The organism is Acinetobacter sp. AR_0276, from assembly GCF_003000705.1.
Classification (GTDB): domain Bacteria; phylum Pseudomonadota; class Gammaproteobacteria; order Pseudomonadales; family Moraxellaceae; genus Acinetobacter; species Acinetobacter nosocomialis.
In genome coordinates this window covers 2,047,717-2,063,857 of record NZ_PSQO01000004.1, presented here as the reverse complement: position 1 = coordinate 2,063,857, position 16,141 = coordinate 2,047,717, and the positions used below count along the sequence as shown (strand labels likewise).

At 38.4% G+C, this 16,141-nt stretch carries 14 protein-coding genes; 4 read left to right on the top strand and 10 right to left on the bottom strand.

Going from position 1 to position 16,141, the window contains the following annotated elements; translation table 11 throughout:
- Positions 1 to 62: 62 nt before the first annotated feature.
- The 6 genes from CSB87_RS10660 to CSB87_RS10635 form a co-directional block, all read right to left on the bottom strand.
- Complete coding sequence (locus CSB87_RS10660; RefSeq protein ID WP_031952175.1) at positions 63 to 1,478, bottom strand: hypothetical protein; 1,416 nt, start codon at positions 1,476 to 1,478, stop codon at positions 63 to 65.
- 18 nt (positions 1,479 to 1,496) lie between these two features.
- Positions 1,497 to 2,588: a TniQ family protein gene (locus CSB87_RS10655; RefSeq protein ID WP_031952173.1), complete on the bottom strand. Its 1,092-nt coding sequence runs from the start codon at positions 2,586 to 2,588 to the stop codon at positions 1,497 to 1,499.
- Between the two features lie 19 nt (positions 2,589 to 2,607).
- On the bottom strand, positions 2,608 to 3,459 hold the full coding sequence (locus tag CSB87_RS10650; protein ID WP_023188009.1) for a TniB family NTP-binding protein: 852 nt from the start codon (positions 3,457 to 3,459) through the stop codon (positions 2,608 to 2,610).
- Complete coding sequence (locus CSB87_RS10645) at positions 3,456 to 5,345, bottom strand: Mu transposase C-terminal domain-containing protein (RefSeq protein ID WP_031952171.1); 1,890 nt, start codon at positions 5,343 to 5,345, stop codon at positions 3,456 to 3,458. The genes CSB87_RS10650 and CSB87_RS10645 overlap by 4 nt, the downstream gene beginning before the upstream one ends.
- A complete protein-coding gene (locus CSB87_RS10640) occupies positions 5,338 to 6,036 on the bottom strand; it encodes a heteromeric transposase endonuclease subunit TnsA (RefSeq protein WP_031952169.1) in 699 nt (232 codons plus the stop codon). Before CSB87_RS10640 ends, CSB87_RS10645 begins: the two co-directional genes overlap by 8 nt.
- Before the next feature lie 149 nt (positions 6,037 to 6,185).
- The gene (locus tag CSB87_RS10635) at positions 6,186 to 7,610 is read right to left on the bottom strand and encodes a PLP-dependent aminotransferase family protein (RefSeq protein ID WP_031952165.1); all 1,425 of its coding nucleotides are present in this window, start codon (positions 7,608 to 7,610) and stop codon (positions 6,186 to 6,188) included.
- 111 nt (positions 7,611 to 7,721) lie between these two features.
- Between CSB87_RS10635 and CSB87_RS10630 the strand changes: the two genes are divergently transcribed.
- On the top strand, positions 7,722 to 8,498 hold the full coding sequence (locus CSB87_RS10630; protein ID WP_031952163.1) for an aldolase: 777 nt from the start codon (positions 7,722 to 7,724) through the stop codon (positions 8,496 to 8,498).
- 15 nt (positions 8,499 to 8,513) lie between these two features.
- Positions 8,514 to 9,392 (top strand): dihydrodipicolinate synthase family protein, encoded by an 879-nt coding sequence (locus tag CSB87_RS10625; RefSeq protein WP_031952161.1) that lies wholly within the window; start codon positions 8,514 to 8,516, stop codon positions 9,390 to 9,392.
- Between the two features lie 42 nt (positions 9,393 to 9,434).
- On the opposite strand, the gene CSB87_RS10620 is transcribed toward CSB87_RS10625, so the two are convergent.
- Positions 9,435 to 10,256, bottom strand: coding sequence for a TorF family putative porin (locus CSB87_RS10620; RefSeq protein WP_002048960.1), 822 nt, complete (start codon positions 10,254 to 10,256; stop codon positions 9,435 to 9,437).
- A gap of 964 nt (positions 10,257 to 11,220) precedes the next feature.
- Here CSB87_RS10620 and CSB87_RS10615 point away from each other — a divergent pair.
- Positions 11,221 to 12,540, top strand: a complete 1,320-nt coding sequence (locus CSB87_RS10615; protein WP_031952158.1) for an OprD family outer membrane porin — start codon at positions 11,221 to 11,223, stop codon at positions 12,538 to 12,540.
- A 106-nt stretch (positions 12,541 to 12,646) separates the two neighbouring features.
- On the opposite strand, the gene ppa is transcribed toward CSB87_RS10615, so the two are convergent.
- Both ppa and CSB87_RS10605 read right to left on the bottom strand, forming a co-directional pair.
- On the bottom strand, positions 12,647 to 13,174 hold the full coding sequence (gene ppa, locus CSB87_RS10610) for an inorganic diphosphatase (RefSeq protein ID WP_002048945.1): 528 nt from the start codon (positions 13,172 to 13,174) through the stop codon (positions 12,647 to 12,649).
- A gap of 127 nt (positions 13,175 to 13,301) precedes the next feature.
- Positions 13,302 to 13,700 (bottom strand): MAPEG family protein, encoded by a 399-nt coding sequence (locus CSB87_RS10605; RefSeq protein WP_002048944.1) that lies wholly within the window; start codon positions 13,698 to 13,700, stop codon positions 13,302 to 13,304.
- 106 nt (positions 13,701 to 13,806) lie between these two features.
- On the opposite strand from CSB87_RS10605, the gene CSB87_RS10600 reads away from it, so the two are divergent.
- The gene (locus CSB87_RS10600; protein WP_004883685.1) at positions 13,807 to 14,190 is read left to right on the top strand and encodes a hypothetical protein; all 384 of its coding nucleotides are present in this window, start codon (positions 13,807 to 13,809) and stop codon (positions 14,188 to 14,190) included.
- A gap of 40 nt (positions 14,191 to 14,230) precedes the next feature.
- Here CSB87_RS10600 and CSB87_RS10595 read toward each other — a convergent pair whose 3' ends face one another.
- Positions 14,231 to 15,910 carry a long-chain-fatty-acid--CoA ligase gene (locus tag CSB87_RS10595; RefSeq protein WP_002048927.1) on the bottom strand — a complete coding sequence of 560 codons (1,680 nt, stop codon included), beginning with the start codon at positions 15,908 to 15,910 and terminating at the stop codon, positions 14,231 to 14,233.
- Between the last annotated feature and the right edge of the window lie 231 nt (positions 15,911 to 16,141).

Genomic DNA, 16,141 nt, shown 5'->3' with positions numbered 1-16,141 from the left:
CCTCTGGAAGCCCAAAATTCAGTTTTAACTTTATGTAGCTACATTAGCGTTATATGGTCCAGTTACACAAGCAATTTAGGTATCCAATATTGCTGTTCACCAAACCTCACTTCAAAGCCATCATTCAGCCCCCTATAATTAATAATATCCATTTGATTAAAAAAAGATTTATCTAAATTATGAAAATACATCAATCCTAACTTTATCCACTCTAGTTCATTAAAATTTTCCTCTGGGGCTTTCATGATGGCCAACAATTGTTTTTCCAGTTTCTTCATATTACTTTTTTCTGTTATTTTTTCATCTAGTACCCATGACGTATCAAGGTTCGTATCATAATTCTTGTTTAAAAAATTAAGAAAGCCAACAATAGCGGAAGCTTGTCCAGGAGACTTAAATAAGTAATATTTTACATGCCACATTGTTGGTAAATCTAATCGTGATTGACTTACCAACAGCATTAAAGCAGATGCTGGTTTCATGGCTAAACGGGCAGAACGTATACTCGTTTTCCCTAAATCTATTTTATTTATTAAAACCTGATAGTAGTTCTGAAGAATTTGGGCTGAAAGCGATGAACCAGGACATGAGTTCGCCAGTTTTCTCAGTTGGTCAAATTCAGAACAGTGGCCTTTAGATTGGGTATCTATATGCAGGTGATGTACTGCAACCAACCACCGGATGGGTAGCTCATATTTGCGTAAACCACTTGTTCTTAGTCTATGTAATAAAGAGTCATTGTCTGGGATCTGATCTCCCCAAAGATCACTGGTCTTTTCAAAAAAATGAATATGTTTACGAATTAGTAATGCAGCCTTATGCGGTCCAACCTCATGATCAAGCCAATTCATATAATCTTTAAAGTAACCTTTGAGGCTTGGGTTTACTAATGTATTAACCAGTTCCTTAATCCTATTCCCCAATATTCTTCGCCATGTACATAATTCACAGTATTTCCCATATCCAGCAGGAATCTGTTGCTGGCAAGTTAGACATTGAAGTGGTGGACAGGTCAAACATTTCTTACAAAGCATTTTGCCTGACACAACATCCTGTTCAATCAACCTATATCTTCTACAACTTTGGCATGTCTGGTAATCACGGGTTGCACACTTTGGGCAAACTCTTAAATTATCTCCAAAACGGCTGATACGAGATAAGCGTTGTGATGCCACACCACACCGTTCACAAGCTTGAAACTCTCTAAAATAAACTGAACAACTATTACAAACAGGGCCTTGCTCCGTTATTTTTCCTATAGGGTAATCAATACGCTGACATCTAATGCAAGGTCTATTGGTTTCACATTGTTGGCAAACGGCCAAGTTATCAGCTTTATATAATCTGGAACTTTTACCACACGACGGACAATCCTGTTTTTTAAAAACTCGTACATAGCACTTATGGCAATAGTTACGCTGTTTATAAAGTCGGTGTATCTTTTCAACCGCATCACCACATTCATCACACTGAGGCATGGTGTTGTCCCCCAAAAGTTACCCTAGTTTTCTTTTTAATCTTAAAAACTTTCGTATTACAGTCTCCTTACTTTTAGGTTTAAGGGTATCTACCAATGCTCTCTTTGGAGGGTAGTTCCGATAAATCGAGCCTAATTGTTCTTCAACAGGCCTTAATATGGCTGGCAACTGGTTTCTCTTATCCCAAAATGAAGACCTGTTCATATTTAAAGATTTTGCTGTTTCAATAAACTTTTCCTGGGGAATAATGAGTAATTGATAAATACAGGAAAATAGTCGTTCTCTCTCGGTAACTGGAAGTTGGTTAACAGCCAATCCATTCGATATAAGCTCAGGATGGGGCACCTGAATTCTGAGTTGTTCAAGAAAAGCCCATCCTTTTCCATTTACTGAGCCAGCTAAAGCTTTTCTAATAAATTGTGAAAATAACTTAATCACCGTTAACCAATCAGTTACTGAAATCAACTTATCTTGATAGGTTGCACCGCCTTGTTCCAGGAATTGATCAAAGATTTTTTGGAATGCCAAGGCATGACAATCCACAAGGCTTTTATTAACCTCCAATAGACTTTTTTTACATATTGAACAGCAAGTCATAACCTGATCAGGGGCTTCAAGACGTCTAGGCTGAATAGCATTATGGCAATGAGGACATTGATCATGTAAACGCTGATCATGTTTTATACAACCTGTATGCCAGGCAAAACGCCAAGGCAGACGGAAATAGGCAACATTATCCTCAGATAGACACTCAGGACAATATTGCCAACCACCTCGATGCTTACGGTTTCTTGTACCTAGTACCAAGTACCATGCATCAAGAGTTTGATTATCCAGGTTATATTTAATTAAAAAATTGCGAAGCGTAGCAGAATTAAATTGGCTTTCATCAATTTTTGTCGTATTGATCAATACCTGTACTTGCTCTGCACTTAAACCACGATCTACATCTACAGACCAGATTCGCCATTTGGGCCAAAGTACTCCAGTTAAACTTAATGGGTCACAACCACTGTCAAGTGCGGCACGTATCAACCAAGAAGATAATGCCTCATCTTGCTTTAAGTCCGTGGGAATAAACCATGAATGGATTTCTGTTACACTTATCATACCTAGTCCTCCACATCGCTTATTTCACACTTTCTAGCAAGCTACGGTCGATAAACTCCTGACCAGAAACAACAGCTTTCTTTGCGGCTTCCCGTAAAATCGTTCGCAGATTACCTAAGTTTCCATCTGTAATATCATGCAGATATTTTACTGTTGCTGGTTCAGCCAGTTTTGAAGCCTGTTTGAGGGGAAGAACTTTCTCAAATTTATTTACCATAGCTTGAAAGTCTTTATCTAGTTTCCATAAGGGCAAATTAACCACACGAAAACGGCTGACATGCTGTGGATCAGTACGCAGAACACTAATTGCTTCTTCTGTACCAAACCCAACAATGGGTATCTGTGTTTCATTACACAAATACTTAATCGCATTCATTACTGTTCTTTGCTTAATCGGACTGCCACATAATAGAGAATTCATTTCGTCGATAATGAGGAGCTTTACCTCATAAAGTTTAAGGCAATGGACCACTTGGTAACGTAGCTTCGCAACGGGATCTCTTTCTCGAAAAGGAACCCAGAACTTATCAAGAATAGCCATATACAGAGCTTTTTCATCAGGGGAAACAGGTGCCTGTACAATGATTACAGGTTTTACTGCATTATTTTCTGCATTGACATAACCCTCCCCATACAGCTTAAAGAACTGGTTAATAATTGAGGTTTTACCATTATTTGGCTTACTCAATACCAGTAAGTTGGGCATCCGGCTCCGCTTAGGAAGTGTCAGGAATCCTTTCAATTGGTCTAACAAGTCATTGGCTGCTGGATACCCAATCCATCGGTCCTCTTCCAGGAAGTAGAGTCTGTCCTCATTAGACTGTTCCACAATAGGGCGAAACTCTTGAAAAACATGTGAATAGTTACTCATGAAATATCCTCATCATTTTCCAGCTCATCGAGAGGCAATAAACCATATACGTTTTCAAGCTGTTGCTCCAAAATCGTACTCTCTTGTTGAGGTTTTTTGCCCTGAATTGAAGCAGGGTTAACACTCTGTTGATGTTGGGTACTGCGCTGATGTGATCTGCGAGCCCGTCGAGTTTTAGTACTTGCCTCCTGAACACGCTCCCGAAGTTTCGCTAGAGCCTGTCCAAGTTCATGATCTTTTAGATATTCGCCAGTTTCCTTTTTCAGTTCCTGAATCTTTTTGTGTTCCCAAATACTAAATGGTGGAATACTTTGATCCGCTAAAGGAACCTTAAAATAATTTTTGATTTCGGGATCAAAGAACCATATCTCACTAATATTTCTTGGATCACGCCTAAAGATAAATTTACGTTTTTCCTTTTGATTATCAGGGTCTACAGCATTAATCCAACCTCTTAGTACATCAGCATAATAAGCAAGACCATCAATTGTTACACCTGTTGTTTGAATCGTCCTTTCAAAACTTGGTAGAAAATCAAGAAAGAAATTATGATCATTTGCAGGCAATCTAGCAGCTCCAGAACCTAACGTGTTTTTATCACCAAAGATACCTAACTCAAAAGCATGTAGTGGAGAAGTACCTAAAGCAGAGTGTTTCCTTTTGTGGTAAACATTACAGATAAAATCAATCAGCCAGTCCTCAAATTCGGAGAATGTGAAAACTGCTTCCGCATCTGAGTTATAGCCTTTTCTTTCAAAAATATTTGAAAAAGTTGTTCCTGGAACTGCGTGAATATCGGTTGCAAATGTTCCCATCAAACGTTCAATGTGCCCGCCAAAACGTGGTTTTTTAACTGGTCGGTATTCCAGACGAATATCATGTGCCATACAAGCATTTCTGAAAGTTTCTGAGTGAAACTCAGGTCCATTATCGACATGAATGGTGTTCATAATTCCCCAGACAGGCCATTCAGCTTGAATCTTGCGCGAAGCTAGCCATTTCTCTTTGGGCAGTACAGCTTGAGAAACGCTCATTGCAATAGACATAACAGAGGGGGCATCTAATGATAAGTAATATCCCACAACTACCCTTGAACGCACATCAATTGCCAACGTAAGAAAAGGTCGTCCTATAGGACACCTGCTAAAATCATCAACCAGAATAAGATCAACAGGCGTATGGTCAATCTGCACGACAGCAAGTGGATAATCAGCATGAGGGAATTTCCCTGCGGCAGGTGTAAATTTGTTATCGGCCTTTTCCTTATGTCCCCTCTTACGAAGAGAGTCTCTCTGGCTAATCGCTGCAATACGATTTCTTACTGTATTGGCATGAGGCACCTCTAGGATATGGTATTCATGACATAAGCGTTTCACTTCAAGTACAACTTTTTGAACACTTATTCTTTGATTAGTTAGGTATAAATCCTTGATGGCTTTTTCAATGATTGCTTCAGCATGTTTATTAATTATCTTCTTGCCTTGTGGCAATCCCTCTTTTCTGGGCCGCAATCCATCAATAGTTCCATATGCCTTATAGATTTTTAACCATCTATAGATAGTGGCTGGATTAATATTATGTTCTTGGGCTCGTAACTCTACTTCCTTACGACCACTCACGCCTCCCTCAATGAAAGGTCGGATGATGTTGAAACGTCTTTCAGCCTCAATCCAGTCTTTATCAGCGATGAGCTCTAGATCTTCATACTGTTCCACAGCTATTGATGGCCTTAATTCACTGATAGCCGCGATACTTTTCCTGCCAGTATTATTGTTTTCAACAAAAACCGATTTTAGGTCAATGACTTCAATAATCGTATGGGGAATCCCTTTTATCTGAACCGGCTCCCCAGCAGCTATTTTGATATTCACACGTCTATCATTCATAACAACTCCCATTTACCCAAAGTTCAGTAGATGGCTGTAAAGGCATACTTAAATCGCAAACCAGATAACCATGAGCAACTAAATACCAGATTTGACTAATTCCATTGGCTCTGTCCCATTTTCCAAGAAAATGTCTGGCTAATAGAGTCTCAAAAGTTACTGCTCCTCGATCTCTCACATAATCCAATAAGTGCTTTGAATCAGCAGGGGGAAATTCCATCTTTCGGTACTTTTGTAAAAACATGGCATTCGACCATAACTGGTCCCGAATACGACCCTCATGTGCAATATGAAATTTCCAACCCTCTTCTTTGCATACCCTCATGGCAGCACGATATCTAGCTTTCCATAGATGCAAATTAAGTTGCAATTCATCTGTAGGTTTTACTTCAACCAGTTTAGGTGCAATAAATGGAAGAAAATCATCATGCTTATAAGTTACCAGGTAGTCAGGGGTGTAAACTCGTTTCTGTCCATTATCAAAATACTCAATGGTAAAGGGTTGAGATTCAACAGCAAGAACATTAGGGTCAACCTCTAATCGAATGAGAAAATCGCGCTCCAATGTTGATTCAAAGGCCACTGCGGAATCTTTTTTAAAAGGGTATAAACCAGATACACTAATCCGTGTATTACCAATTTTTCTTCGAGCTGGTACGATGTTAACGGTGTCGCATGATTGATTGTTCATTCTAGATTCCGTTGCATAGTTCTTTATAAAATTTGTCGCATAGTTCTTTATAAAAGGTGGTCTAAGTCGTTGACCCTAGATCATATTGTCGCATAGTTCTTTGGAAATGACAATTCTTAAAATAAAACAGCGGATTATGTGTCCGCTGTTCATTTATTTCTATTAAGAATATTGTTTAAGTTTTCAATTAAAGCCGTAATTTCTTTCTCTGATAAAGCTGCAAAACCGAAGCGGATACTATGATTAGGGTGTTCTCCCTGTTTAAACTTATGCTCTGTATCAATATTGAGTTCTTTTAACTTTATAAGCTGATCTTGAGTAAATGGTTTCTGGAACTTCACCCATAAAGCCATTCCGCCCGCAGGTGGTTGTATCTGAACAGACTCAGCAAAAACTCGCTGAAACTCAGCTAAGGCATGGTCACGGCGTAGTTGATATATTTTTTTCATTTTACGGATGTGTCGTTTGATCTCCCCTCGCTGCATTAAATCTGCTAACGCAAGTTCCGTAATGTTATTACCTTGCCGATCAATCAATAAAATATCTTCAGTAATGGATTGAATGATTGGTGAAGATGCCACGATGTAACCCAAGCGAATACCGGGTGCAAAAACTTTAGACAATGAACCCACATGAATGACTAATTCAGAATGAGGCAAACTTGCTAAAGGTGGCATAGGCCGACTGTCATAGTGAAATTCATGGTCATAGTCATCTTCAATAATATAAAAACCCCATTTTTTTGAAAGCTCTAAGAGTTGGAGACGACGGCTCATTGGCATAGTAACGGTTGTAGGGTACTGATGATGTGGCGTTGTATAAATTGCTGCAACCGAGTGTTCGTTTAAAATCCGTTCTAAATCTTCAAGGACAATACCTTGTTCATCTAATTTGACAGAAACGACCTGAAAACCATTTGATTGGAACGCTTTAAAAGCAGATGGGTAGTAAAGCTCTTCAACAACAATAACACCCTGCCGATTAGGTAATGCACGAGATGCAAGAAAAATTCCCATCTGACTACCACGTACAATACAAATTTCATCTTCAGCAACATTCATAAAGCGTTCCATCGATAACATTTGTTGTAAGGCTTGTCTTAGCTCAATCATTCCCCGCGGGTCGCCATAGCCCATGTACTGGTTTTGCGTAATTTTAATCAGTGCATGCCGATAGGCCCTCGAAAATAATTCGTATGGAATAAGACGTGGATCTGGTACACCATCGTTATGTGGACGTTGAATCACTTCTTGAATAATTGGCTTCTCATTAACTTTTCGCTCAGCTACTGACTCTATTTGAAGCTGTTTTTCAGGCAAAACATCTGCCACAAATGTGCCTTTTCGGGGCCGAGTCACCAACCATCCTTGTGCCTCTAGTTCCTCATAGACTGCTTGTACGGTTTTCCGATTAATTCCTAGTTCTTTTGACAAGCTACGAGACCCCGGCAACATAGTCCCCTGCCCTAAACGGCCACTTAAAATTTCCTGACTAATCAAGTTAGTTAGTTTTAGGAAAACCGTTTTTTCTTCTCTTTCATCGATACGAAAATGTACTTGCCAAGGTCTTAGCATATTCGCCCCATCTGGACCATATAACTTATTAAAACTGGATGTATTGATTCATCCAGTTGTTTTCTATTCTGCCTCCACCTACTTAATTTGGTCAACTGGACTGGAGAAAAGATGAAGACTGTTTCTGTAAATAAACAAGAGCTGATGCAACACGCACAGCAAAACATGCAAAAGTGGATAAGCGACTCAGATTTAACTGATCGTCAAAAGCTTGCACTCACTTGTCGTATTTTATTTGATCATGGTCATGATGCTGGTTTAGCGGGACAAATTACTTGCCGTAGTGAAAATAAAGAAACTTTTATTACTCAGCGTTTCGGATTAGGTTTTGATGAAATTACTGCTTCAAACTTACTTGAAGTAAATCAAGATCTAGAACCCATCAATCAAGAAGGAATGGCAAACCCAGCCAACCGTTTTCACACTTGGATTTATAAAGAACATCCAGAGGTGAATTGCATTATTCACACACATCCCACCCATGTAGCTGCTTTATCTATGCTACAGATTCCACTCATGATTTCTCAAATGGACGTCTGTGCACTTTACGAGGACTGCTCATTTGTAGGTCATTGGCCAGGTGTTCCTGTAGGTAATGAAGAAGGCATTTTGATTTCCTCTGCTCTGGGTAAAAACCGCGCTGTTTTGTTGTCTCACCACGGCCAACTGGTCACAGGAAAAACCATTGAAGAAGCATGTAACTTGGCTCTTTTAATTGAACGCGCAGCCCAACTGCAACTACTGGCAATGTCTGCCGGGCAAATTCAGCCTATCCCCCACAGTCTAGCAACAGAAGCACATGACTGGGTATCTAACGATAAACGCAACAAAGTGAACTTTGCTTACTACGCACGTAAAGCTTTGAAAAACCATTCTGACTGTATTTAAAAAGAGACTTCGACCATGAAACTAAAAGGCATTATTGGCTACCCTGTTACTTCATTTTCTGATGACAACACCATTAATCTTCCTGTTCTAAAACAAATGCTGAATTTGCTTATTGAAAATGGTTGCGATGCAATTGCACCTTTAGGCAGTACAGGCGAAAGCGCTTATCTTGAATGGGATGAATGGTGCTTAGTCGCAAAAACCTCAATTGAAAGCATTAATAAGCGCGTGCCTGTCATTATTGGAATTTCAGAACTCACCACTGATCAAGCCATCAAAAAAGCCCAGATCGCGCAAAGCTATGGTGCAGATGCACTTATGGTGATTCCTGTATCTTATTGGAAACTAACTGATCAAGAGATTTTTGAATATTATCAAGCAATTGCTCAGGCCACGAGTTTACCGATTATGGTGTATAACAACCCTGCAACCAGTGGCGTTGATATGTCTCCAGAGTTAATTGTGCGTATGTTTAATAACATCGCAAATATCACGATGGTAAAAGAAAGCAGCGGCGATATTCAGCGCATGCATAAAATTTATGAACTATCAAAAGGTGAACTTCCGTTTTATAACGGTTGTAATCCTCTAGCTTTAGAGGCCATATGTGCGGGAGCAAGCGGTTGGTGTACAGCAGCACCAAACTTGCTAGGTCAACAACCTCAACAGCTTATTCAACACATCAAAAATGGTGAATTAGAGCAAGCTCAGAAGTCATTTTACCAACAACTTCCTGTCCTACGTTTTATCGTAACTGGTGGTTTGCCTAAAACGATTAAAGCAGGTTTACAGTTAAAAGGTATTTCTGCGGGGTCACCACGTAAGCCTTTGTCTAAAGCCACAAATATTGAGCTTAATCAGTTAAAACAACTACTTTCTGAAATAGAAAACTAATAAAAAAGCGGGTTGATTTACCCGCTTTTTTACAACATAAACTTAGAAAGTTTTAGTTAAACTAAATACTAGGCCAGCGTCATAAGGCTTTTTCTGAGCATCAGTCATACCAGAAGTACTCACATCGGTACCCACTACGTCTAATTCAGCCAAAATACCTAAAATGTTACGGTTTACACCAACTTTATAATCGATATAGCTGTCGTCTGTACCAGGGCCGCCCGCAACTACGGCTAAAGCCTCTTTGTTTTTGAATTTGTTATAACCAACTGATGCAAGTCCAGTAAATCCAGTGTTTGCAATTGGTGCCGAATAACCTACGTTAAAATACCAGAACTGTTTAGAGTTCGCCCAGTAGTCATTTGAATAGTTAACGCCCACACTGAGTGCATCGCCTTTAAATAAAGAGTCGGCAAACGTTAACTTACCGTAAACTTCATTAAAATCTAATCCATTTTTGCCATCGTAACCAATACCGTTACGGTCAAAACTATGGCCCGAACCAATGTAACCATAATGGATAACACCTACATCATAAGTTGGCGCAAGCTTATCGGATAATTTTAATGTATTGGTATAACCCAAAGCGACATCTGTTTCAGTTGAGTTACCTGTTACACCAAAATCAACACTTGAACCCCAAAGTGATAAATAAGCACCTGATTTATGAGAAAAAGTAAAACCACCTTGAATGGCAGGGTTATTTGAAGATTGTGTAACACCACGGAAACGATAATCTGTAGTTGCTGCTACACTACCTGTTGTCGTGATTCCATAGAAAGATGGAGCACTTTCAGCCATAACCATGGTTGAACCTGCTGTGAGTACGCCGACTGCTACTGCTTTAAGTGCAAATTTCATCATTTTGATCTCCCCCACAATGAACGCACGATTTAATTGAATTAAACAAATTTTGTTACTTAAGCTTTAGCAATTGCTGTGCCAAGTCCATATTTCGTATCGCTGGGCTGCATAAGTTTTGAAATCAAATTCTTTTTAAAATGAAAATATCGCCTAACGTTCATAGAAATATATTTATAAAAAACAAATATATAAAATAGATTTATTACAAATCTAAAAATACTCAACATACAAAAACCCCTTATCGGAAATTAGTAACCGAGGTAAGAAGTATTCCTTTGATACGCGTAAATTTTCTATTTAGTTCTAAAGCTGAGATATAAAAAGTATGTAAATTATTGAAGGCGTTAGATGAAATGATCTGTGATTGAGCATTTTTGCTTACTTCATTTCTGTATTTATTTCTGAGTTAAAGTCGATGAACTATTTTGGGTCTTTTTTAGGCAACAATATAAATAAAAAAAGTACTGCACAGAATTTATGCAAAATATCGCACTAGATTTGATCAGTTCAATTAAATTCTATTGGCTTATTATAACAATCGATTCATATATACAGTACTTCTAAAAATAATGTTATACAGTAACAATTTATAAGTAGGCTTAAAATAAATCGTTGAAAAAATCAACTCAAAGCAAGGTTAAAAAGTAAACATATCCAGCAAAAAAGGATAAAAAATGAACACAAGAATCACGTATTTTTTGAAGTTTGACTATAAAATAAATGGTAAAAATCAACTAAAAAATAAATTACTTTTTTTATTTTAAACAATACATTAAGTACAAAAAGCTATGAGTAAATTTACTAAATAACCGGTAGCACATTAATCAATTTCTGCATAGCATATATAAAATAAAATCAACAAAAATATATCTTTTTTATAGATTACTTATACAATTGATGGAAATCCTAGGCCCTGAACTATAACAAGGCACAGGATTTATCGTTTTTATGAGGTTCTTTAAATATGCTAAATGCACAAAAACTTACATTAGCAGTTCTCATTTCTGCGGCAATAATTTCCTCAGCTCAGGCAAGCGAGCAAAGTGAGGCAAAAGGATTTGTTGAAGATGCGAGCGGTTCTATTCTCTTCCGTACAGGTTATCTAACTCGCGACAAAAAACAAGGCGCGAAAGATACTAGTTCATTTGCTCAATCGGCAATTGTAAATCTTGAATCTGGCTTTACCCCTGGTATTGTTGGTTTCGGTGTAGGCGTTGTTGGTGACGGTTCATTTAAAATCGGTGAAAATAATAATGCCGGTAACCAAATGATTCCTAAGCACAATGATGGTTCAGCTTACGATCATTGGGGCCGTGGTGGCGGTAGCGTTAAAGCTCGTTTCTCAAATACGACTGTACGTTATGGTACTCAAGTACTCGATTTACCAGTTTTAGCAAGTAACACTGGCCGTATGGTTCCTGAATATTTTACAGGTACTTTATTAACAAGCCATGAAATCAAGAACCTTGAATTAGTAGCTGGTAAATTCACTAAAGACCAAATGTCTGATCAAATTAATACCGATGCCGATGCGTCTGGCAGAGGTCTTGATCGTGCAATCGTTTGGGGCGGTAAATATAAGTTTAATGACAACTTAAATGCATCTTACTATGGCTTAGACAGCAAAAATGCACTTGAACGTCATTACGCTAATGTGAACTTTAAACAGCCTTTAACAAATGACAGCTCATTAACTTATGACTTTAGTGGCTACCATACTAAGTTTGATGCAAATGCACATACTTATTCAGCGACTGGAGCTGTAGCACCAAATTATGGTAACACTGGTGTAGCTGGTGAAGAAAAAACCAACAACATTTGGGCAATTTCAGGAACTTATGCTACTGGTCCACATAGTGTGATGCTTGCTTACCAACAAAACACTGGTAATGTTGGTTATGACTATGGTCAAAATGCTGATGGTTTCCAAAGTATTTATTTACCAAACTCTTATATGTCTGATTTCATCGGTAACCACGAGAAATCTGCACAAATTCAATACAACGTTGATTTCGGTAAATTAGGTGTATTACCTGGCTTGAACTGGACAACTGCATTTGTATACGGTTGGGACATCAAAGTTCGTAATGTAACTGACGATGCTCAAGAGCGCGAATTCTTTAACCAAGTGAAATACACAGTTCAAAGTGGTTTTGCTAAAGATGCAAGTCTTCGTATTCGTAACTCTTACTACCGTGCGAGCGATGCTTACCAATCTAATGCGTACATCGGTGATACAAACGAATGGCGTATCTTCCTTGATATCCCTGTGAAATTATTCTAATTCATAGATCTATCAAGCATAAAAAACCTACCTCTGGTAACACAGGTAGGTTTTTTATTGAGTCTAGAATATCAATTGAGACACACTAGACTCATAAAATCAGAACTTATTTTTTAGCAGCTTCGATTGCTTTCAATACTTCAGCTTTAGCAACGTCCGCACCTTCCCAACCGCTGATTTTTACCCATTTGCCTGGTTCTAAATCTTTATAGTGGCTGAAGAAATGCTCAACTTGGCTAATCAACAATGGAGGAAGATCTGTATATTCCTTCACATCTTTGTAAAGTGGAGATAATTTCTCATGTGGAACCGCGATTAATTTCGCGTCGATACCACCGTCATCTTCCATGTTTAATTTACCCACTGGACGGCAACGAATTACAGAGCCAGCAGCAACAGGATGCGGAGTTACAACAAGTACATCTAATGGGTCGCCATCTTCAGACAAAGTATTTGGTACATAACCATAGTTTGCTGGATAGAACATTGCTGTGCCCATGAAACGGTCTACAAACAATGCATCAGAATCTTTGTCAATTTCATATTTAATTGGCGCTGCATTTGCAGGAATTTCAATGATGACATAGATGTCATTTGGTGCATCTTTACCTGCTGGGATATTGCTGTAACTCATATCAATACTCTTTAGTTATGAAGTCAGATGTAAAATCCACTCGATTATAACGTGGATATCATCAAAATGATGCCGATTATACAATGCGCACACGCGAAAGTTGATATGAATGGTGACAGAATGACACTCAAGTCAACTTAATTGTCACGATCAACAAGAATATTGGGCATAACAATGATAAAAACCAGACAATCGAGCGTAAAGTTGCCCAATTACTCAAGTAACAAATGCCATAAATCACGCGCAAAATAATATATGCCCAGCCCAGTCTCAAAATAAAGTACTCAGGCACCACCATATATTCAGCCATCAGAATAGCTGTTAAAAATAAAGGTAAACTTTCAAAACTGTTTTGTTGTACTGCATTTGCCCGAGCAGCGATCCCCTTTGTATTAGCAAGAAAATCTCTTGGGTTCTGATTATCAGAGGGCTGAAAACCACCCTTAAATTTTGCAATTACGGTAAATGCGTATGGCAGCAAACATGCCACTAAAATAATATAGATAATGCTGCTGATGCCGTGCATAGTGCCATCCATCACTGAAAATACTGTTGATCATGCTATCATAACTCATCGTTTTTACCTGAAATTTTATGCAATCGCATGTCATCACTGATTTATAGGGCTATGTATGCAACAACCTGATCAAAAAGAATTGCTCGAGGTCTTAGAAAAGCAAAAGAAGAACCAGCTTCAGGTAGATCTTATCTTCAAAATTGTATTACCCATTGTCGCTTTTTTACTGAGTGTGATTTGTGCGAATTTTAATTGGCAATCGACACTGGGTACCTTTGTCATTTTGACAATCACTTTTATTGCAGTAGGTGTCAAAAGACTTCCTTTATGGCATTGGCTGATTGTAATTACCGTGTATTGTCTGATAGATAATTACCTTAGTTATGGCCAACTTGACTTGTCTCACTTACGCTTACAACTCGGCACAATGATTGTTTTTGTGGGTATGGTTGGAATCGGCCGTCCTTATGTAGATCGCTGGTTTATGAAAAGCCATTAAATAAAAAAGCGCCCTACGGCGCTTTTTTATGCACTAACTATTAAGCAGGCTTACGTAAGTCCTTACGTAAAATTTTACCTACATTTGATTTTGGTAATTCATCCATAAACTCAACATAACGAGGACGTTTATAACCTGTTAAGTTTTCTTTAGCAAAGTTCAAAATTTCTTCTGTGGTCAAGCTTGGATCTTTTTTCACAATAAAGAGTTTTGGTACTTCACCTGATTTTTCATCTGGAACACCAATTGCAGCAACTTCCAACACTTTTGGATGTTTAGCAATAACTTCTTCAATTTCACTTGGATAAACGTTAAAGCCTGAAACCAAAATCATATCTTTTTTACGGTCTACAATTTTTGTATATCCACGGCTGTCCATTACACCAATGTCACCAGTACGGAAGAAGCCGTCAGCTGTCATCACTTTAGCTGTCTCATCTGGACGGTTCCAATAGCCTTTCATCACTTGAGGACCACGGATTGAGATTTCACCTTGTTCACCTAAAGGTAATTCTTTACCGTCATCATCTAAAATAGCAACTTCTGTTAAAGGTAATGGAATACCAATGGTGCCGCTAAATTCAGTAGAAGCTGGAGGGTTTGCAGTCGCTACCGGAGAAGTTTCTGATAAACCGTAACCTTCAATAATGGTAGTGCCAGTAATTTTCTTCCAAGCTTCTGCTGTAGAAGGTAAAACTGCCATACCACCGCCCATTGCCATTTTTAAATTGCTATGGTCAAGTTGTTTGAACTCTTCATTATTTACCAAGGCATTAAACAATGTATTTACTGCTGGGAAGAAAGAAGGTTGATATTTACGTAATTCCTTAATCACGGCTGGTAAATCACGCGGGTTCGGAATCAGGATATTTGCCTGTCCTTTGTACATGCCGTACATCGCACAAACCATGAATGCAAAAATATGATAAAGCGGTAATGCACAAACGATACGATCGCCTTTAGCACCATCATTTGCACCAAATTTACTTTGGAAAATACCGTCACACTGTAAAAGGTTAGCAACCAAATTACGATGCGTCAGCTCAGCACCTTTTGAAACGCCTGTTGTACCACCGGTATATTGAAGCACAGCAGTATCACTTAAAGTTAAAGTCGGGCGTTTATAATTGCTTGGGTTTTCTTTATTTAATGCGCTATTAAATTTAACATGGCCAGGAATATTCCAAGCTGGAATTTGTTTACGCACTTTACGTAAAACAAAGTTCACTAAAGTACCTTTTAGTGTACCTAACATGTCTCCAACAGAAGCAACTACAACATGCTTGACTGGAGTTTTACCTAAAATACTTTGATAAACACTCGCAAAGTTTTCAATAATGACGAGAACTTCAGCACCTGAGTCATTTAACTGATGTTCAAGCTCACGTGCTGTGTATAGCGGGTTAACATTCACTAAAATCAAGCCAGCACGGAAGACTGCCAATGCCACTACAGGGTACTGCAATACGTTTGGCATCATTACTGCAACACGCGTACCTTTTGCTAACCCCAAATTTTGCAAATAGGTCGCGAACTTACGGCTTGCAAGTTCCAACTCGTTAAATGACATGGCTTTATCCATAAAGATAAAGGCATCACGAGAACCAAATTTTTGGAAATTACGCTCAAAAATATCAACAAGTGAGGTATTTTCTGCAGGCAATGCTACTGTTTCTGGAATCCCTGTCTTTTGGTATTCTGCAAACCAAATCTTTTCCATAATGCCATTATCTCCGATTCGTAATCCTTAGTAATAACTGTTATTCAATGCCCCAGCTATTCTTTAGCTTCTTGGTGCCAGAACATATTTAAAACTTATTGGCACATTCATGACACTTTCGAACAAGATTATGAGACAGAAGTTTTGACAATTTGACCCTGCCAAATTTTTTGCATGGAGTACAAATTATGTACTCCAAATTGCTGCCCTTTTAATCATTATTCCATACCA